The sequence below is a fragment of the Haematobacter sp. genome (assembly GCF_032102465.1).
Classification (GTDB): Bacteria; Pseudomonadota; Alphaproteobacteria; order Rhodobacterales; family Rhodobacteraceae; genus Haematobacter.
Genome location: NZ_DAMDHB010000004.1, coordinates 1 through 17,432, shown reverse-complemented (window position 1 = coordinate 17,432; position 17,432 = coordinate 1). Strand labels below are relative to the sequence as shown.

General features: G+C 66.0%; 19 protein-coding genes. 13 read left to right on the top strand and 6 right to left on the bottom strand.

The window, feature by feature from the left end:
* The first annotated feature begins 2 nt into the window (after positions 1-2).
* From RT513_RS04255 to RT513_RS04245, 3 genes are read left to right on the top strand one after another with little or no spacing between them, the layout of a single operon-like run.
* Positions 3-458, top strand: coding sequence for a low molecular weight phosphatase family protein (locus RT513_RS04255; protein WP_256947281.1), 456 nt, complete (start codon positions 3-5; stop codon positions 456-458).
* A gap of 10 nt (positions 459-468) precedes the next feature.
* Positions 469-873 (top strand): ketosteroid isomerase-related protein, encoded by a 405-nt coding sequence (locus tag RT513_RS04250; protein WP_088215119.1) that lies wholly within the window; start codon positions 469-471, stop codon positions 871-873.
* Entirely contained in the window at positions 870-1,451 is a 582-nt protein-coding gene (locus tag RT513_RS04245; RefSeq protein ID WP_290688334.1) for a GNAT family N-acetyltransferase, read from the top strand. The genes RT513_RS04250 and RT513_RS04245 overlap by 4 nt, the downstream gene beginning before the upstream one ends.
* Positions 1,452-1,719: 268 nt before the next feature.
* Here RT513_RS04245 and RT513_RS04240 read toward each other — a convergent pair whose 3' ends face one another.
* The 3 genes from RT513_RS04240 to RT513_RS04230 are packed head-to-tail and all read right to left on the bottom strand — an operon-like array spanning position 1,720 to position 2,418.
* Entirely contained in the window at positions 1,720-1,875 is a 156-nt protein-coding gene (locus RT513_RS04240) for a hypothetical protein (RefSeq protein ID WP_313533631.1), read from the bottom strand.
* Positions 1,876-1,879: 4 nt separating this feature from the next.
* The gene (locus RT513_RS04235) at positions 1,880-2,173 is read right to left on the bottom strand and encodes a hypothetical protein (protein ID WP_290688336.1); all 294 of its coding nucleotides are present in this window, start codon (positions 2,171-2,173) and stop codon (positions 1,880-1,882) included.
* Entirely contained in the window at positions 2,167-2,418 is a 252-nt protein-coding gene (locus tag RT513_RS04230; RefSeq protein ID WP_088215116.1) for a hypothetical protein, read from the bottom strand. The genes RT513_RS04235 and RT513_RS04230 overlap by 7 nt, the downstream gene beginning before the upstream one ends.
* A gap of 888 nt (positions 2,419-3,306) precedes the next feature.
* On the opposite strand from RT513_RS04230, the gene RT513_RS04225 reads away from it, so the two are divergent.
* Entirely contained in the window at positions 3,307-3,888 is a 582-nt protein-coding gene (locus tag RT513_RS04225) for a DoxX family protein (RefSeq protein WP_290688339.1), read from the top strand.
* A 75-nt stretch (positions 3,889-3,963) separates the two neighbouring features.
* Here RT513_RS04225 and RT513_RS04220 read toward each other — a convergent pair whose 3' ends face one another.
* From RT513_RS04220 to RT513_RS04210, 3 genes are all read right to left on the bottom strand, one after another.
* Positions 3,964-5,889 (bottom strand): acyl-CoA synthetase, encoded by a 1,926-nt coding sequence (locus tag RT513_RS04220; RefSeq protein WP_290688341.1) that lies wholly within the window; start codon positions 5,887-5,889, stop codon positions 3,964-3,966.
* 154 nt (positions 5,890-6,043) lie between these two features.
* Entirely contained in the window at positions 6,044-6,481 is a 438-nt protein-coding gene (gene lysM, locus RT513_RS04215; RefSeq protein ID WP_290688343.1) for a peptidoglycan-binding protein LysM, read from the bottom strand.
* A 79-nt stretch (positions 6,482-6,560) separates the two neighbouring features.
* Positions 6,561-8,354 carry an ABC transporter transmembrane domain-containing protein gene (locus RT513_RS04210; protein WP_290688345.1) on the bottom strand — a complete coding sequence of 598 codons (1,794 nt, stop codon included), beginning with the start codon at positions 8,352-8,354 and terminating at the stop codon, positions 6,561-6,563.
* 436 nt (positions 8,355-8,790) lie between these two features.
* On the opposite strand from RT513_RS04210, the gene radA reads away from it, so the two are divergent.
* The 9 genes from radA to RT513_RS04165 all read left to right on the top strand — a co-directional run bounded on the left by radA (position 8,791) and on the right by RT513_RS04165 (position 16,649).
* Entirely contained in the window at positions 8,791-10,155 is a 1,365-nt protein-coding gene (gene radA, locus RT513_RS04205) for a DNA repair protein RadA (RefSeq protein WP_088215111.1), read from the top strand.
* 21 nt (positions 10,156-10,176) lie between these two features.
* Entirely contained in the window at positions 10,177-10,773 is a 597-nt protein-coding gene (locus RT513_RS04200) for a CvpA family protein (RefSeq protein ID WP_088215110.1), read from the top strand.
* Between the two features lie 96 nt (positions 10,774-10,869).
* The gene (gene purF, locus RT513_RS04195; RefSeq protein ID WP_088215109.1) at positions 10,870-12,339 is read left to right on the top strand and encodes an amidophosphoribosyltransferase; all 1,470 of its coding nucleotides are present in this window, start codon (positions 10,870-10,872) and stop codon (positions 12,337-12,339) included.
* The gene (locus RT513_RS04190; RefSeq protein ID WP_088215108.1) at positions 12,336-12,977 is read left to right on the top strand and encodes an SDR family NAD(P)-dependent oxidoreductase; all 642 of its coding nucleotides are present in this window, start codon (positions 12,336-12,338) and stop codon (positions 12,975-12,977) included. The genes purF and RT513_RS04190 overlap by 4 nt, the downstream gene beginning before the upstream one ends.
* Positions 12,978-13,103: 126 nt before the next feature.
* A complete protein-coding gene (locus tag RT513_RS04185) occupies positions 13,104-13,286 on the top strand; it encodes a hypothetical protein (protein WP_088215107.1) in 183 nt (60 codons plus the stop codon).
* Positions 13,287-13,347: 61 nt separating this feature from the next.
* Complete coding sequence (gene surE / locus RT513_RS04180; protein ID WP_088215106.1) at positions 13,348-14,136, top strand: 5'/3'-nucleotidase SurE; 789 nt, start codon at positions 13,348-13,350, stop codon at positions 14,134-14,136.
* A gap of 3 nt (positions 14,137-14,139) precedes the next feature.
* On the top strand, positions 14,140-14,787 hold the full coding sequence (locus RT513_RS04175) for a protein-L-isoaspartate(D-aspartate) O-methyltransferase (RefSeq protein ID WP_290688350.1): 648 nt from the start codon (positions 14,140-14,142) through the stop codon (positions 14,785-14,787).
* 58 nt (positions 14,788-14,845) lie between these two features.
* On the top strand, positions 14,846-16,099 hold the full coding sequence (locus tag RT513_RS04170) for a peptidoglycan DD-metalloendopeptidase family protein (RefSeq protein WP_256947280.1): 1,254 nt from the start codon (positions 14,846-14,848) through the stop codon (positions 16,097-16,099).
* Positions 16,100-16,337: 238 nt separating this feature from the next.
* Positions 16,338-16,649: a hypothetical protein gene (locus tag RT513_RS04165; RefSeq protein WP_088215103.1), complete on the top strand. Its 312-nt coding sequence runs from the start codon at positions 16,338-16,340 to the stop codon at positions 16,647-16,649.
* The last annotated feature ends 783 nt before the right edge of the window (positions 16,650-17,432 follow it).

Below are 17,432 nucleotides of genomic sequence, written 5' to 3'. Positions count from 1 at the left end.
GCGTGACGGGCGCGACATTGACCTCCGTGCTCTTCTGCTGCGACCACAATTCGATCCGTTCCCCCATGGCCGAGGCCATGATGAAAAAGTTCTACGGCCGGCGGCACTATGTCCAGTCGGCCGGGGTGCGCAGCGATCTCGACATCGACGGTTTCGCCATCGCCGTCTGCGCCGAGATCGGCATCGACCTTGCCCGCCACCGGGTGCGCAACTTCCAGCAGATGCATGACTGGGGCGATGACATGTCCACCTTCGACATGATCGTGGCGCTTTCCCCCGCCAGCCAGAGAACGGCGCTGGAGCTGACGCGCTATTACCATCTCGACATCGAATATTGGCCGATCATGGACCCGACCGGCCTTGGCGAATCGCGAGAAACCAAGCTCGATGCCTATCGCCAGACCCGCGACCAGATCCGCGAACGGATGATCGAGCGATTCGGCCCGACGATTGAGTGAAAGGGAAATCATGACAGACGCCATCGCCACGCTGCGCCGCTATTACGAAGCCTTCAACAACGGTTCGCTCGACGGGATGCTCGCCGAGCTGTCCGACGCGTTCGTGCATAACGTGAACGAAGGCTCTGCCCGCCCCGGCAAGGAACTCTTCGCGGAATTCGGCGCGCACATGGCCGAATGTTACAAGGAGAACCTGACCGACATCGTCCTGTTCGCCACTCCCGATGGCACGCGGGGTGCGGCGGAATTCGTGGTGAACGGCACTTACCTCAAGACCGACGGCGACCTGCCCCCCGCGCATGGCCAGACCTATGTCCTGCCCGCGGGCGCGTTCTTTTCGCTGCAGGACGGCAAGATCACCCGGGTGACCACCTTCTACAATCTCGCAGACTGGATCCGTCAGGTCTCCGCATGAGGGTGGAGCGCCTCACCGGCAGCGCGCTGGAGGGCGCGCTTGACGATGTGGCGCGGCTGCGCATCGCGGTGTTCCGGGACTGGCCTTATCTTTACGACGGCGATCTTGCCTACGAGCGGCGCTATCTGGAAGCCTATCGCAACAGCCCGCGCGCGGTGGTGGTGGGCGCGCTCGACGGCGCGCGGATCGTCGGCGCGGCCACCGGCACGCCGATGACCGATCACGCCGACGATTTCGCCGCCGCCTTTGCCGGGCGGCCGGAGCCGCTCGACCAGATCTTCTACTGTGCGGAATCGGTTCTGCTGCCGGACTGGCGCGGGCATGGCATCGGCCACCGCTTCTTCGATGAGCGGGAGGCCCATGCCCGCGAACACGGCTTCGTCTGGAGCGCCTTCTGCTCTGTGATCCGCCCGGCAGATCACCCCATGCGACCCACGGATTACCGCCCGCTCGATGGCTTCTGGCGTTCCCGGGGCTATGAGCCGTTGCCCGGTGTCATCGCCCGTTTCCGCTGGAAGGACATCGGAGAAACAGCGGAGACGGAGAAGCCGCTCCAGTTCTGGATGCGCCGCCTCTGAATGGCTGCTGAAAAGCATTCCGTGGTTGCTCTCGGGCAGAGATCTTCCCCCAGTGTTGAGGAACGCCCCGGAAACCGCAGGGTTTTGGCGCGTGACCGGACCGATTTTCTGCCTTTCACTGCAAGCCCGGGAAGGTGCCCGACTTTTGGTCCGCAGTGGGGCGGAAATCGTTCGCAATCTCACGAAGCCCAGCCGGAAATCCACATACTTCGGGGCATTCCCGGGCCGTTTCCCCAGCGCATGGCCTGAGAACTTTTTCCGCACCTTGCTAGCCCTCCAGCACGGCGACGAGGCCTGCGTGCCGGGAGCGGCAGACCGCCCCGGCCCATCGGTCGCGGTTCCATGCCTGCCACACGGCGGCGGCCGTCATGTCGCCGCCGGGCGCAGTGAGTTCGGGACAGGGCTGCAGGAGCGAGGGCGGCACCGGCTCATTGCGCGGGGAAGAGCTGCCGCATGCGGCCAGCGTCGAACACGACAGCACGGTCATCCATATCGCGCGCATCATCCACCACCTTCCCCAAGGCGAGGTCCAGCCCCGCTTCCGCCCGCAGTCGTTCCATCTCCGCATGGCGCAGGGCGGCGGACCGCAAGGCCGCCTGTTCCGCCGCTGCCGCACGCGCCCGGAGAGCCGCCGCCGTCGCCAGCCGGTCCCCCGCCCACATGCCCGCGAGCAACAGCGCAATCGCGGCACTCCCCCCCGCCCAGTAGCGCAGGCTCAGCATCCGCCCTGTATCCGCACGCTGGCGGCGCCTACCGCTGTCGCCATCACCGGATGCCAGACGCCGGGCGCGAGCGGCAGCGTCGTCACCGTCTCTCCGCCAAGGGTGGTGAGCGTGACGGTTCCCTCCTCCGCCAGAAGGATCGCGCGGGTGACGTAGGCCAGCGGCTCCCCCGGCAGGATGTCGAAAATATGCAGCAGCGGCGCGGTGAGGCCGGGGGCCTGGCTGGCAAAAAGGTTCTGGGTCATGGCTTCTCCTGAAAGCTGACTTTTCGGATGCCGTCACCCTGCCCTATGGATGCTGACATTCCGCTAAGGCACCGCGCGTTGCACCGCATCCGTCTCGCCGGTCGCATTGAGGGAGGGTGGAAGCGAGCCGGAGCCGCTGTGGCGCTTCATCTGCGGGGGAGGCTGTGGCACGCAGTGGCCGCTCAAGCACCACCGCCCGATTGCGGACCGGCGTGAGACCGACGCTTTGCGCGATGAGGGGAGCACCCGCGAACACTCATGGCGAAGAGGGCGGGGGAACGTCGCCCGCGCTTTGCGCGTCCGGCGGGAATGCCGCGCCCGACCGGAAACGGAAAAGGCCATCCATTCGCGGTCAGCAGGCTGCTGAAAAAACTCCGAACCCTCGTGTCCTCGCTGTGCACATCGGGAAACAGCCCGAAATGATCCGAATTGTGCAGATTTCCGGGTGGACTTCGCCCAATTGCGAACGATTCCCGCCCCCGCAGACCCAAAGGCTTTTCAGCAGCCTCTTAGTCGCTCCCTCCGCGCGGACGCTCCAAACTGTCCCTGCCGCGCCGTAATGGGCCCGCGTCGTGCGACAGGCCGCCCACCCCTCCATGAGTGGTCGAGACGCGCAGGATGGGGAGCCACAGCGAGGATGCCGGTCGGGCGATCAGGATGCCATGGCCAGGCAGAGGACTGCGCCCGCCTCGCTCTGACGTGCGGCGTCGCGCCCGGCAGAGAGGGGCCTTGCCGGTTGTCGCCCGTGTCCTGCGGGCGACGCCCGTGCCGCAATCGCAAGGTGGCAGGTTGACGCAAGAACAGACTGTTGCACCATAGCGGCAGGAGCAGGGGCGGCCATGGGTCCGCCGGATGACCTGCCCGCAACAATGGGAAAGGCCATGACACATGCCTACGCCTCTTGATAACCCGCGCGACCGGCTGGTGCTGCCCTTCCTGGGGCCGGTCTATGATTACATCGCCCAACCCGGCGTCTGGGTGCTGATCCGCATCATCACCGGCGCCATGCTCGTCATGTCGGGCTGGCCGAAGATACAGGCGCCGTTTGCCATGGCGGGAATGATGGGCGGGCTCGTGCCATTCGGCCCGGGATGGTTCTGGTCGCTCGTCGTCTCGCTGACGGAATTTCTGGGGGGCGTTCTCATCGTGATCGGGCTGTTCACCCGGCCCGCTGCCGTCGCGGCGACGATCCTGCTGCTCGTCACCCTGTCCTTCCACCTGAACAATCCCTACGGGACCAGCTTCCTTACTCCCGAAGGCGTGGCCTTCATGACCGGGGAGGGGGCGCAGTATTTCACCGACGCGGCGCGGGCGCAGCTCGCTCCTGACGGGGGCGTCTCTTTCCTGTCCGGCGTCCAGCAGAAGGCGGAGTTCACCTCAACCTTCTGGGCCTGCCTCACCGCCCTCTTCGCGGCTTTCGGCGGCGGCTACCTGTCGCTGGACAAGATGGTGCTGAAGCGGGAATTCTGACCTCCCTCGCGCGGCGGGCACCTGCCCGCCGCCCGGCGGCCCTCCGAACGACCCGGCCCCTCCATCAGCCCGCCCTCAGGCGACCGGGGTGGGCACCGGGAGGGGGCGGCGATCCTCCCATTCCCATGGAACGGTGAAGGTACTCAACACCTCGGCCACCGCAGGTTCCTGCACCTCGCCAGTCCGGTGCAGGCGGGCGACAAGCCCACGGCGACGATCCTCCACCACCTCGGCAACCTGCGCGGACATCCCGGCCTCGGCAAGGGCTGCGTCCAGCACCCGCGTGATGGCGAGGCGGCGAAGATCGGGCTTGAACACCTTGCCCACCGCCGTTTTCGGCAGTTCGTCCAGAATGCCTATGAACTTGGGCACGGCGGCGCGTTCGTGGATATGCGCACGCGCATAATCCAGCAGTTCCGCAGGCGTCACCTCCGCCCCCTGGATCAGCTCCACATAGGCGGCGGGGAGCTCGCCCGCGAAGGCATCCGGCTGACCGATCGCACCGACAAAGGCCACGGCAGGATGGCCGGCAAGGGCCTCCTCTATCTCCGCTGGGTCAATGTTGTGACCGCCCCGGATGATGAGATCCTTCTTGCGGCCCGTGATCCACAGGTAGCCATCCCCGTCCAGTCGCCCGAGATCCCCCGTCCGCAGGTAGCGGCGATCCGCGTAAAGACCAAGGTTCCGCCCCGGCTCCGTATAGGTCGATCCTTCAAAGACGCCGGGATTGGAGACACAGATCTCCCCCACTTCCTCGGTCGCACATTCGCGCGTGATGTTGCCGTGATCGTCAGCGTGCAGGATGCGGACTTCGGTATAGGGAAACGGCAGGCCCACGGAGCCGATCTTCTTCACGCCGTCCGGCGGATTGACGGAGACGAGACAGGTGCATTCCGTCAGGCCGTATCCCTCCACGATCTGCACGCCCGTCGCGGCCTCGAACCGCTTGAACAGCTCCTGCGGAAGCGGTGCGGAGCCGGAGAAACAGCCGCGCAGGGTGGAGATATTGGCATCCACGGGCCGTTGCATCAGGGCGGAGATCGCCGTCGGCACGATGACGAGGTACGTACCCTTCCACCGCTCGATCAGCTTCCAGAGGTTGTCGAACACCCCCTCCCCCCGGTAGCCCGCAGGCGTCGGCAGGACGATCTGCGCACCGGAGGAGAGCGTGGACATGAAGATCGGATAGGCCGCAAAAACGTGAAACAGCGGCAGCGGGCACATCAATACATCGGTGTTCTTGAACAGCAGCGTGGCGCCCAGCCAGCCGTTGTAGATCATGCCCGAATAGCGGTGCTGGGCCACTTTCGGCAGGCCGGTGGTGCCACCGGTGTGGAAATAGGCAGCGACCCGATCCTGCCCCGGATCAGCGAAGGAGAGCGTGGCGCTTTCCTGTGCGACCGCCTTGGTGAAGTCCACGATGCGCGCCTGATGGCGGCGTCCGGCCTTCGGGCGCAGGAAAGGCGCGATCCAGCGTTTCGGCGCTGGCAGGTAGCGCAGCAGATCCACCTCCACCACCGCCTGAACGGAGGGCGCGGCCGCCACGGCTTCGGCGACCTTCTGGGAGATGTCGGACTTCGGGATGGACTTCAGCGTGACGACGACCTTGGCCTTCGTCTCCCGCAGAAGACCCGCCATGTGCTCTGCATCGAGCAAAGGGTTCACCGGGCTGATGATCCCGGCCACCATGCCGGCGACGAGCGTTACCGCCGTTTCCAGCGCATTTGGCAGGATAAACGCCACCACGTCGTTTTCACCCACGCCGAGCTTGCGGAACAGGTTCGCCGCGCGGTTCACCTCATCGCGGAATTCCCGCCATGTCAGGGTTTCGGCGGGATCCTGCGGACCGGAGGAGAGCTGAAAACCGATCGCGGGGCTGTCCCCGTAGCGAGCCGCGGTGCGCTCCAGAAGCTGATGGATCGTCGCGGGCACATCACGCGCGCTCCAGGGCATCTCCGCTTCGAGCGCGTTGCGGTCGGCTATGGTGGCATAGGCACCCATTCGTTCGATCCTCCTTGACTGACAGCCCCTCCGCTATCGGCTGGCAGGATGCAAAAGGAACGGGGGGAAAGGCAAGGGCGGGAGCGGCCCGGCTACGCCACGTTAACCCCACCCCGACAGGCTGCACCTTCTGTCGGAGCGGGGCAACGCAAGGTTACTGCGGAATACGCAGCACCTGTCCGGGATAGATCTTGTCGGGATGGCTGAGCATCGGGCGGTTCGCCTCGAAAATCTCGTTGTAGCGGTTGGCGTTACCGAGTGTCGCCTTGGAAATGGCCGAGAGCGTGTCGCCCTTCTTCACCGTGTAGAACACCGGCTCCGGGCCATCGTCATCATCGGTCTCGACCTTCGACACGCCCGCGACGTTGCCGACGGCGAGGATCACCTTCTCCTTCTCCTCCGGTGTCGCGGCCTTGCCCGTCACCTTGACGGTATCGCCTACCGTCTGGATCTGGAGGCCGCTGTCGTTCAGGCCAAGGTTCTTGACCTCGGTTTTCAGCGCTTCGGCATCGGGAGCGGTGGTTGCCGCCTCCGCCTTGCCGCCGCCGAAAAGCGACTTGCCAGCATCCTTGACGAAATCCCATACACCCATGGTTTTCCTCCGGTTTCCGGCACCGTTCGGCGGTGCCGTTCTCCCGACAATCTGTAGCTGGATGCGCGGAGGGCAAGCCCTACTCCGCCGCTTGCAGTCCTTCGGCGAACTGGAGACGTGCGAGCCGCGCGTAGAGCCCGCCTTCGGCCACGAGCGTCTCATGGGTGCCCTCTGCGACAATCCGCCCCTCGTCCAGCACGACGATCCGGTCGGCGCTTCTGACGGTGGCAAGGCGGTGGGCCACGACGATGGTCGTGCGCCCCTCAGACAGCCGGGCAACGGCGCGCTGCACCGCACGCTCGCTTTCGGCGTCGAGGGCGGAGGTCGCCTCGTCCAGCAGCAGAACGGGTGCGTCGCGGAGAATGGCGCGGGCAATGGCGATCCGCTGCCGCTGGCCGCCCGACAGAACCACGCCCCGCTCGCCAAGCCAGGTGTCATAGCCATCCGGCAGGGCGCTGAGGAAGTCATGCGCGGCGGCGGCCCGGGCGGCGGCGGCCACTTCCTCGTCCGTCGCATCGGGCCTGCCGAAACGGATATTGTCCCGCGCGGTCGCCGCGAAGATCACCGGATCCTGCGGCACGAGCGAGAGTGCGGCGCGGAAGTCGCCCCGCGCCATGTCGCGCAGGTCGATCCCGTCAAGCGTCACGCTGCCTGCATCCGGGTCGCGGAAGCGGAGGAGCAGCTGCAGCACGGTCGACTTGCCCGCCCCGGACGGACCGACGAGGGCCACCATCTCTCCGGGCCGGACGGTGAGGGTGAAATCCTCCAGCGCCGACCGTTGGGAACGGGTGGGATAGTGGAAGGACACGTCGCGGAAGGCGACCTCTCCCCGGACGGGGCGCGGCAGGGGAACGGGCGCGGCGGGATCCGTGATCTCGTCCTCCGTCGCCAGCAGTTCCAGCAGGCGCTCGGTCGCACCCGCGGCGCGCTGCACCTCTCCCCAGGTCTCCGACAGCGAACCGACGGCCCCCGCAACCAGAATGGCGTAGATCACGAACTGTACGAGGGCGCCGATGCTCATCGCATCGGCACGAACATCGCGCGCCCCGACCCAGAGAACCCCCACCACGCCGGCAAAGACAAGGAAGATGACGATCATCGTCATCACCGCCCGCGTGCCAATGCGCCGCTGGGCGGAGGCATAGGCCTTCTCCGTCACGCGGGCGAAGGCGGCGCGCGTCTCCGGCTCATGGCCGAAGGCCTGCACCGTCTGCACGGCGGTCAGCGCCTCGGAGGCATTGCCGGCGGAGGCGGCGATCCAGTCCTGACTTGTCCGCGATTCCGCCCGGAGCCTGCGCCCCAGCGTCACGATGGGCACGATCACCAGCGGCACGATGAGCAGCACGAGCCCCGTCAGCTTGGCCGATGTGAACAGCATCAGCAGGGTGCCGCCCAACACGATGATCGCATTGCGCATCGCAACGGAGATGGAGGAGCCGATCACCGACAGGATCACCGTCGTGTCGGTGGTGATGCGGGAGAGCACCTCTCCGCTCATCACCCGCTCATAGAAACCGGGGCTGAGGCTGATGACCCTGTCGAACACCGCCTTGCGGATATCGGCGACCACCCGCTCCCCCAGCCGGGTGACGAGATAGTAGCGCAGGCCCGTTCCCACCGCGAGCAGGGCGGCGATGCCGAGAAATGCGGTGAAATAGGTGTCGAGCAACAGCGCATCAGACCCGAAGCCATCGACCACCCGCCGGACGGCCATCGGCAGGATCAGCGACACGCCCGCCGTCAGGATCAGCGCCAGCACCGCAGCGACGGCCAGAACACGGTAGGGCCGGATGAACGGCACCAGTCCGCGCAGGGAACCAACCCTGCGGGATTTCGCCCGGTCCGCCCCGATTGCCGAATTGCCGCGCGCCATGCTGTCTCCTTTGCTCCCGTTTATGCCCAGACGCGCCCTGCGGCAAGCAGGCCGGAAGTCTGATACGCGACAGCCCGCCGGAAACGTGCCTGGCGGAAATGCCTCCTGCCCGAAAAGCCCGCCCGCTGAAACGCCCCCCGACCGGAAACGTCCTCTCGCAGGCGACTTAAAAGGGCTTTTTGGTCTGCGTTGGAGCGGAGATTCTTCCCAATCAGGCGAAATACAGCCGGAAATCAATCCGGTGGCATTCCCGGGCCGATTTTCCGATTTCCGGCGCACGGCATGACAGTTCGGACTGTTTCAGCGGCCTTTTAACGCAGCCGGCTCCCATGGCACCTGTTCCGCCAACCCAAGCACTCGGGGTCGCAGGCACCGCAGAGCCACCGCGGGGCCCGGACGGGCTTGAAGGCGGCACGGGGGTCGGGCAGAAGGGAGCATGGCCCGCGCCCCCTCCCCCACCTTCGCCTGCACCGCCTGCGGTGCGACCTATTCCAAATGGTCGGGCCGCTGCGACGCCTGCGGCGCGTGGAACACCATCGTGGAGGAGGCGCCGCTTTCCGCCGCGCCGAAAGGGCTGGGCAAGCTTCGCGGGCGCATGGTGCCCCTGGGCGACCTTGCCGCGCGGGAGCCTCCACCCGCCCGCACCGCCTCCGGCATGGGGGAGCTTGACCGGGTGCTGGGCGGCGGCCTGGTCCCGGCTTCCGCCGTGCTGGTGGGGGGCGATCCCGGTATCGGCAAGTCCACCCTGCTGCTTCAGGCCGCCGCCAGTTTCGCGCAAGCGGGCCTCTCGGTCATCTATGTCACGGGCGAGGAAGCGCCCGCGCAGGTCAGGATGCGGGCGGAGCGGCTGGGGCTTGGCGGCGCGCCGCTCCGGCTGGCCGCCGAAACCGCGCTCCGCGACATCATCGCGACGCTGGAGGCGGAGAAGCCCGACCTCGTCATCGTCGATTCGATCCAGACCATGTGGTCCGATACGGTCGAGAGCGCTCCCGGTTCGGTGGCGCAGGTTCGGGCGGCAGCGCATGAGCTCGTCACCTTCGCCAAGCGGCGCAACACCGCCGTCATCATAGTGGGCCATGTCACCAAGGAAGGGCAGATCGCCGGCCCCCGCGTGGTGGAGCACATGGTCGATACCGTGCTCTATTTCGAGGGCGAGCGCGGGCATCAGTTCCGCATTCTCCGCGCGGTCAAGAACCGCTTCGGCCCCTCGGACGAGATCGGCGTGTTCGAGATGACCGGCACCGGTCTGGCGGAAGTCGCCAATCCCTCCGCCCTGTTCCTGTCGGAACGGGAGCGGCCCAGCCCCGGCTCTGTCGTCTTCGCGGGGATCGAGGGAACGCGGCCCCTGCTGGTGGAGATACAGGCGCTCGTCGCCCCCTCGCCCCCCGGAAGCGCGCGGCGCAGCGTCGTCGGCTGGGACGGGGGGCGGCTCGCCATGATCCTCGCCGTGCTGGAGGCGCGCTGCGGCATCCCCTTCGGCGGGCTGGACGTCTATCTGAACGTCGCGGGCGGGCTGCGAATCTCCGAACCGGCCGCGGATCTGGCCGTGGCGGCGGCGCTTCTTTCCGCGCGGGAGGATGCGGCGCTGCCCCCGGAGACCGTGGTTTTCGGAGAGATCAGCCTCTCCGGCGCGCTCCGGCCGGTGTCCCAGACGGAAAACAGGTTGAAAGAAGCGCGGAAACTTGGTTTTTCACGAGCCATCGCGCCCGCCCGCAGCGTAGAAAGCCCCGAAGGGGATGACGGGCTGCGCGGTTTCGCCGATCTCGCCGCCTTTGTGGGCGAGACGTTCGGCGCAGGATAGACGACAGCGGAGCAGGGACAGATGCAGGGCTTCACCATCATCGACGCGGTCGTGGCCGCCGTCATCGTCGTCTCGGCGCTTCTCGCCTATTCGCGCGGTTTCGTGCGGGAGGCGATGGCCATCGCGGGCTGGATCGTGGCGGCGATCCTCGCCTACATCTTCGCCCCCGCTGCGGAACCGCTGATTCGCGAAATCCCCGGCCTGAACAAGTTTCTCGCCGACAGCTGCGAACTGTCGCTGATCGCCGCCTTTGCCGCGGTCTTCGCGGTGGCGCTGGTGCTGGCCTCGCTGTTCACGCCGCTGTTCTCCGGGGTCGTGCAGCGCTCGGCGCTCGGCGGGCTGGATCAAGGGCTGGGATTTTTCTTCGGGGTTCTCAGGGGTCTGCTGCTCGTGGCGGTGGCCTTCGTGGTCTATGACCGTGCGATGTCGGGCACGTCGATCCCGATGGTGGACAACTCCCGTTCCGCGCAGATTTTCTCCTCCGTGCAGGGGAATATCGACCGGTCGATCCCCGCGGATGCGCCGGGCTGGATCGTCTCGCGCTATGAGCAGTTGGTCGGGAGCTGCGGCGCGCCGGTCGTCACGCCCGATCTTCCCGCGACCCCTGCGCAGAACTGAAGACCGGCTGTGCACTTTCAGGGGGATGACTTCGGCGTCCCGAGTTACTATGTGGGGCACGACGTTCCCCCCCGCCCCGGATTCGGAGGACGCGCCATGCGCGACGAGCAGCACAGCCATCCGTTCGACGACGATAAGCTGAAAGAAGAATGCGGCATATTTGGTGTCATCGGTGTGACCGATGCAGCCAATTTTGTCGCCCTCGGCATGCACGCCCTCCAGCACCGCGGACAGGAGGCGGGCGGGATCGTGACGCATGATCCCGCGACCGGTTTCAACTCCGCCCGCCGATTCGGCTACGTGCGCGACAACTTCACCGATGCCGAGGTGATGAAGACGCTGCCCGGCTCCATCGGCATCGGGCATGTGCGCTATTCCACCGCCGGTTCGAAGGGCAACACGGCCATCCGGGACGTGCAGCCGTTCTTCGGCGAGTTTTCCATGGGCGGCGCGGCCATAGCGCATAACGGCAACCTGACGAATGCCGCACAGCTGCGCCGGGAACTGATCGAGCGCGGCTCCATCTTCCAGTCCTCCTCCGACAGCGAATGCATCATCCACCTGATGGCGCGCTCCATCCAGCGGGACATCCCCGAACGGATGAAGGACGCGCTGCGCCGGGTGGAGGGGGCGTTCTCCGTCATCGCCATGACGCGGACGAAGCTGATCGGCGTGCGCGACCCACTGGGCGTGCGGCCGCTGGTTCTGGGCCGGATCGGCGACGGCTGGGCCCTGTCTTCGGAGACCTGCGGGCTCGACATCATCGGGGCGGAATTCATTCGCGAAGTCGAAGCGGGCGAGATGATCGTCATCTCCGACAGCGGCGTGATCGAGAGCTTCCGCCCCTTCGCGCCGATGAAGCCGCGGTTCTGCATCTTCGAGCATGTGTATTTCTCCCGCCCCGACTCCATCCTCGGCGGACGCTCGGTCTATGAGACGCGCCGGCAGATTGGCGTTGAGCTGGCGCGCGAGGCTCCGGTGGAGGCCGATCTGGTCTGCCCGGTGCCCGACAGCGGCACCCCCGCCGCGATCGGGTTCAGTCAGGAAAGCGGCATTCCCTATGCCATGGGCATCATCCGCAACCAGTACATGGGCCGGACCTTCATCGAACCCACCGAGCAGATCCGCAACATGGGCGTTCGCCTGAAGCTCAACGTCAACCGCGCGCTCATCAAGGGCAAGCGGGTGATATTGGTTGACGATTCCGTCGTCCGCGGCACCACCAGCCGCAAGATCAAGGAGATGATCCTCGACGCCGGTGCGGCGGAGGTGCATTTCCGTATCGCCTCTCCACCCACCGCCTGGCCCTGCTTCTACGGCGTCGATACGCCGGATCGGGACAAGCTTCTCGCCTCCCACATGACGGAGGACGAGATGCGGGATTATCTCGGCGTGGATTCGCTCCGCTTCATCTCCCTTGACGGTCTCTACCGTGCAGCGGGAGAGGCCGCGGGCCGCGACAAGGCGCAACCCCAGTATTGCGATGCCTGTTTCTCAGGCGATTACCCCGTGTTCCCCGCCGATATGGTGGAGAAGGGCTTTCAGATGAAGACCGCCGCCGAATGACGAAGATTGCCTTGGTGACAGGCGCCTCCCGCGGTCTTGGTGCCGCGATGGCGGAAGCTCTCGCGGGTGACTATCACATCGTCGCCGTCGCCCGCACCATCGGCGGGCTGGAGGAGCTGGACGACCGTATCCAGCAAAAGGGCGGCGCGGCGACGCTCGCTCCCATGGACATCACCAACGACGATGCGATGCGGCAGATGTGCCTGTCGATCTTCGAACGCTGGGGCAAGGTCGATCTCTGGGTCCATGCGGCGATCCACGCGGCCCCGCTGACCCCTGCGGGGCATCTCGACACCAAGGACTGGGATCGTTCCCTCGCCGTGAACCTGCGCGCCACCGGCATGCTGATCGGCATGGTGGAGCCGCTGCTCCGCGCGGCGGAGCGTGGCACGGCGCTGTTCTTCGACGATCCCCATGCGGGGGAAAAGTTCTTCGGTGCCTACGGCGCGACCAAGGCGGGGCAGATTTCCCTTGCCCGGAGCTGGCAGGCAGAAGCGGTGAAGATCGGCCCCCGCGTGCTGGTGGAAACGCCCGCGCCCATGCCGACCGCCACACGGGCGCGGTTCTTCCCGGGGGAGGATCGATCCCTCCTCACCTCCGAACTTTCAGAAGCTGCCCGGCTCTCCGCCGTTCTGTGACATTTTCGGCGCAAGCGGGAACTTTTTTCCCGTCTGAGCGTCTTTCTTCCGACTTCGCAATCGAATCGCGCATCCCTGCCCGTCTGTCATCCGGGCCGCATGCGCCAATGCGACAAGGGGGACGGAATGGCGGGACATGCGGTTTTCGGAAGCCTCTTCGGCCTGCTGATGCTGGCCCTTCATATCATGCTCACAGGTGATCCGGGTCGCGCGTTGCCGATCTGGATGGTGGGGTGCGCCACGGGGGCGGTCGCCTCTGCCGCGATCACCGGCGCCTGGGGGGTGTGGCGCCAGAAGCAGCGCGCCTGACCGTTCGCTTTACCTGACGCCTCCCCTGCTCTAATCAGGAGCGGAATAAGGGGACGGTGACATGCGAATTCTTGTGACGAACGACGACGGGATCAACGCGCCGGGCTTGAAGGTTGCCATCGCCATCGCCAACAGGGTCGCAGGGCCGAAGGGGGAGGTCTGGGTCGTCGCCCCCGCCTTTGAACAATCCGGCGTCGGCCATTGCATTTCCTACACCCGTCCCATGATGATCGCCCGTCTCGCGGAGCGCACCTACGCCGCCGAAGGCTCCCCCGCCGACTGCGTTCTGGCAGCGATCCACGACGTGATGGACGGCGCCAAGCCTGATCTGGTGCTGTCGGGTGTGAACAGCGGCAACAACGCGGCAGAGAACACGCTCTACTCCGGCACCCTGGGCGGCGCGATGGAAGCGGCTTTGCAGGGGGTGAAGGCGATTGCGCTTTCGCAATTCCTCGGGCCGCGGACGCGCGACCTTGCCGATCCGTTCGATGCGGCAGCCGAATTCGGGGCGGGCGTCGTCGGCGACCTGCTGGAGAAGGGTCTGTGGGACGGGGTGGGCTACCGGTTGTTCTACAACGTCAACTTCCCGCCCATCGGCTCGGCCGATGTGAAGGGAAGCCGGATCACCAGACAGGGTTTCCGCGGAGAGGGCCTCTTCACGGCGGAGGCGACGATCTCCCCGACCGGGCGGCGCTTCCTGTGGATCAAGGGCGGGCCGCAGCACCTGCGGACCGAAGAAGGCAGCGACGTTGCAGCCAACCTCGATGATTACATTTCCATCACCCCGCTCCGCGCCGATCTGACCGCTCACGACGCGGTGGAAACGCTGCGCGCCCGTTTCGCCTCCTGAGCGATGACGGAGGACGAGCTCTCCGAACGAAAGATGCGCTTTCTCTTCACCCTACGATCCCGTGGGGTGACGGATACGCGCGTGCTGGCGGCGATGGAAAAGATCGACAGGGGCAGCTTTGTCACCGGTGTCTTTGCCGAACGCGCCTATGACGACACACCCCTGCCCATCGCCTGCGGCCAGACCATCTCCCAGCCCTCCATCGTCGGCCTGATGACGCAGGCGCTGGAAGCCGGCCCGCGCGACAAGGTGCTGGAGGTCGGGACCGGCTCCGGCTATCAGGCCGCGATCCTGTCGCAGCTTGTCCGCCGCGTCTATACGATCGACCGGCATCGCAGGCTCGTCCGGCAGGCAGAGGCAACGTTCCAGCAACTCGGCCTGCACAACATTACCGCCTTTACCGCCGACGGATCCCACGGGTTGCCGGAGCAGGCGCCGTTCGACCGCATCCTCGTCACGGCTGCGGCAGAAGATCCGCCCGGCCCCCTCTTGGCCCAGTTGCGGGAGGGGGGTATCATGGTGCTCCCCGTCGGCCAGTCGGACGCGGTGCAGAGCCTGATCAAGGTCACGCGCACGGCAGAAGGCGTGCATTACGAAGAGCTTCGCTCCGTGCGGTTCGTGCCGCTCGTGGAGGGGCTCGGCCAGGAATGATGCCGGACGCAAGGGTCGCACAGACGGCCCCGTCGGGAAACTGAAGAGGATGACAGTGATGCCTTTCCGTTCCGCTCAGCGACCGTTGCGCCGGATCGCGCTCGCCTGCGCCGCGCTTGCCATCGTGGGGGCCTGCGGGCGACCGCTCGACTGGGACATGCGGGGCGTCATTCCCACCAATCTCGACACATCCGAAGCCGCGCGCCAGCCGACCGCCAACCGTCCGCAACCGGATGGGCGGGGCGTCATCTCCTATCCGACATATCAGGTGGCTGTGGCCCGGCGGGGCGACACTGTCGGCAGCATCGCGCAGCGGGTGGGCATCCCGGCCGGCGAACTGGCCTCCTACAACGCGCTTCCCAGCGAAACCGGCCTTCGGGAAGGCGAGGTGCTGGCATTGCCCCGTCGCGTGAGTGAGCCCATGACGATGACGGCGGACTCCGGCTTCTCCTCCGATACGAGCGGTATCTCCAGCGGGTCGATCGCGACCGCGCCAGTCGATGTGACGACGCTTGCCTCCGGTGCGATCGAACGCGCAGAAACCTCCGGCACGGTGCGGAGAACGCCTGCGACCAGCCAGAGCGCAAGTTCCGCCAATGTGGGCAGCGCGCCGCCCGCGGCCTCCGCCAGCCGGACAGAGCCGGTCCGCCATCAGGTCAAGCGCGGGGAGACCGCCTATTCGATCGCGCGGCTCTACAACGTCTCCGCCCGCTCTCTGGCGGAATGGAATGGGCTGGACGCCCAGATGACCGTGCGGGACGGCCAGTTTCTGATGATCCCCGTCGCGACCGGCCCCGCTCCCGCGCAGCCGGCGGCCAATCAGCCGGGCACCGGCTCCCCCACCCCGACGCCGCCGAGCGCCGCGACCCCGCTGCCGGAGAAAAACACCAAGACCAACGAGGAAATCGCTGCGGCCACGCCCGCCTCACCGAACCTCGGCGCACAGCGGACACCTGCCTCCTCCGCCCGGCTCGCCATGCCGGTGGAGGGGAGCATCATCCGCCCCTATGCGCGCGGGAAGAATGAAGGGATCGACATCGCCGCCGCCGCAGGAGCCGCCGTCCACGCCGCGACCGACGGCACGGTTGCAGCGATCACTCAGGATACCGATCAGGTGCCGATCCTCGTCATTCGCCACGCCAACAACCTGCTCACAGTCTATGCCAATATCGATGGCATCAAGGTGGCGAAAGGCTCCGCCGTCACCCGTGGGCAGGCCATTGCGACCGTGCGACAGGGCAACCCGTCCTTCCTGCATTTCGAAGTGCGCAACGGATACGAGAGTGTCGATCCGATGAGCTACCTTCAGTAGCATCAGCGGTCATTGCCGGTTTATCAGGCCATGCGCGACGGGCGCATGGCCTTTTTTCGCTCAATCGCAACGTAAGAGGCGCTTCCCCCTCGCTAAGGTTCGGAACCGGCCTACACTTTCGCAGTGGCACTCGCCCGCCACACGCCGTTTCGCTGCTGCTTCTACCCGTCCTCGCCGAAGTCCCCAGACCTGTCCGGCTCCTGCCGCTGGAGGGTCCGCTACGTGGAAGGAATGTGCGATGAAGCTTTCCCGCCTGATCCTGTGCGCTGCTCTTCTTGCCCCGTCGCCCGCGCTCGCTCATAGCTGGTACAGCGCGTATTGCTGCTCCGGGCAGGATTGCGCGCCGATCCCCGCCTCTGCGGTTCACGCCACCAAGGACGGATGGGAAATCGACCTGAGGGCCGGCCAGTATCCCCTCATGGATGCACCGTTCCACGCCGTGATCCCGTATAACAGCCGGACACTTCAGAAGAGCCAGGATGAGGACTTTCACCTCTGCGTCGTCGCGAATCGCGCGCGCTGCCTGTATGTGCCTCCGCTCGGGCAGTGATCTGGCGAACACGGGGGATTTGCCGAATACGGGATTTGCCGAACACGGGGGATTGGCCAAACACGGGGGCGCAGAGCAGCTCTCCACCCTGCACCCCCAACACCCCGGCGTCTGTGCGTAGCACGTCAGGACTACGCAAAGGATAGCGCGCCTGCGCCCACGACAAGAGCGGATCGACAACGGGCCTTGCAGAGCCGCCGTTGCAGGAAAACCGCCCGCAAGCAGCATGGTCCGAAATGCCGTTGCAAGGGCTGTATCTCCACTTTCGAAGGCACCTGAGGCAAGCAGCGGGAGTCTGGGCGTGGCAAGTGGCAGCAAAACCGGATCAAGGCCGATATCGGTCGCTAACTCTCCATCGCGATTGGCGAGAGGCTTGGGTTTGCACCGCGGACCGTGAGCTGCCTCACCGAGGCCCGCGCCATCACTGATGCAAGCAAGACAAGCGCATCAAAGGCGCCCCATGAAACTCCCAAGCATCCGATCACGCGACAAGGGATATAAACGGGAGAAATCCGACCACACAGCCAAGGTCGTCCAGATGCGGCGCACTGTGGGAAAAGACCCGACCTGACAGGTTGGAAGAAAGTTCTCCGCCCGCTTCCAAGCCAGACAGAAAACTCAATCATATTGCTGGTTCGGTGGTACCGCCTCCCCGGCTCGAACGGGGGACCCCCAGATCCACAATTTGGACTTTTCTGTTTGTGATCATAGGTAGTTGGATGCCGAGAGCGGATCTGACGCGGCGCTACGACGCGCTGTGCGCCCATTATCGAATGGCGCCCA

What these genes read in the sequence shown, in the direction of transcription:
- RT513_RS04250 (WP_088215119.1), top strand. Translation starts at nt 469, where the DNA reads ATGACAGACGCCATCGCCACGCTGCGCCGCTATTACGAAGCCTTCAAC.
- RT513_RS04245 (WP_290688334.1), top strand. Translation starts at nt 870, where the DNA reads ATGAGGGTGGAGCGCCTCACCGGCAGCGCGCTGGAGGGCGCGCTTGAC.
- RT513_RS04235 (WP_290688336.1), bottom strand. Translation starts at nt 2,173, where the DNA reads ATGCTGAGCCTGCGCTACTGGGCGGGGGGGAGTGCCGCGATTGCGCTG.
- RT513_RS04230 (WP_088215116.1), bottom strand. Translation starts at nt 2,418, where the DNA reads ATGACCCAGAACCTTTTTGCCAGCCAGGCCCCCGGCCTCACCGCGCCG.
- RT513_RS04225 (WP_290688339.1), top strand. Translation starts at nt 3,307, where the DNA reads ATGCCTACGCCTCTTGATAACCCGCGCGACCGGCTGGTGCTGCCCTTC.
- RT513_RS04220 (WP_290688341.1), bottom strand. Translation starts at nt 5,889, where the DNA reads ATGGGTGCCTATGCCACCATAGCCGACCGCAACGCGCTCGAAGCGGAG.
- lysM (WP_290688343.1), bottom strand. Translation starts at nt 6,481, where the DNA reads ATGGGTGTATGGGATTTCGTCAAGGATGCTGGCAAGTCGCTTTTCGGC.
- RT513_RS04210 (WP_290688345.1), bottom strand. Translation starts at nt 8,354, where the DNA reads ATGGCGCGCGGCAATTCGGCAATCGGGGCGGACCGGGCGAAATCCCGC.
- radA (WP_088215111.1), top strand. Translation starts at nt 8,791, where the DNA reads ATGGCCCGCGCCCCCTCCCCCACCTTCGCCTGCACCGCCTGCGGTGCG.
- RT513_RS04200 (WP_088215110.1), top strand. Translation starts at nt 10,177, where the DNA reads ATGCAGGGCTTCACCATCATCGACGCGGTCGTGGCCGCCGTCATCGTC.
- purF (WP_088215109.1), top strand. Translation starts at nt 10,870, where the DNA reads ATGCGCGACGAGCAGCACAGCCATCCGTTCGACGACGATAAGCTGAAA.
- RT513_RS04190 (WP_088215108.1), top strand. Translation starts at nt 12,336, where the DNA reads ATGACGAAGATTGCCTTGGTGACAGGCGCCTCCCGCGGTCTTGGTGCC.
- RT513_RS04185 (WP_088215107.1), top strand. Translation starts at nt 13,104, where the DNA reads ATGGCGGGACATGCGGTTTTCGGAAGCCTCTTCGGCCTGCTGATGCTG.
- surE (WP_088215106.1), top strand. Translation starts at nt 13,348, where the DNA reads ATGCGAATTCTTGTGACGAACGACGACGGGATCAACGCGCCGGGCTTG.
- RT513_RS04175 (WP_290688350.1), top strand. Translation starts at nt 14,140, where the DNA reads ATGACGGAGGACGAGCTCTCCGAACGAAAGATGCGCTTTCTCTTCACC.
- RT513_RS04170 (WP_256947280.1), top strand. Translation starts at nt 14,846, where the DNA reads ATGCCTTTCCGTTCCGCTCAGCGACCGTTGCGCCGGATCGCGCTCGCC.
- RT513_RS04165 (WP_088215103.1), top strand. Translation starts at nt 16,338, where the DNA reads ATGAAGCTTTCCCGCCTGATCCTGTGCGCTGCTCTTCTTGCCCCGTCG.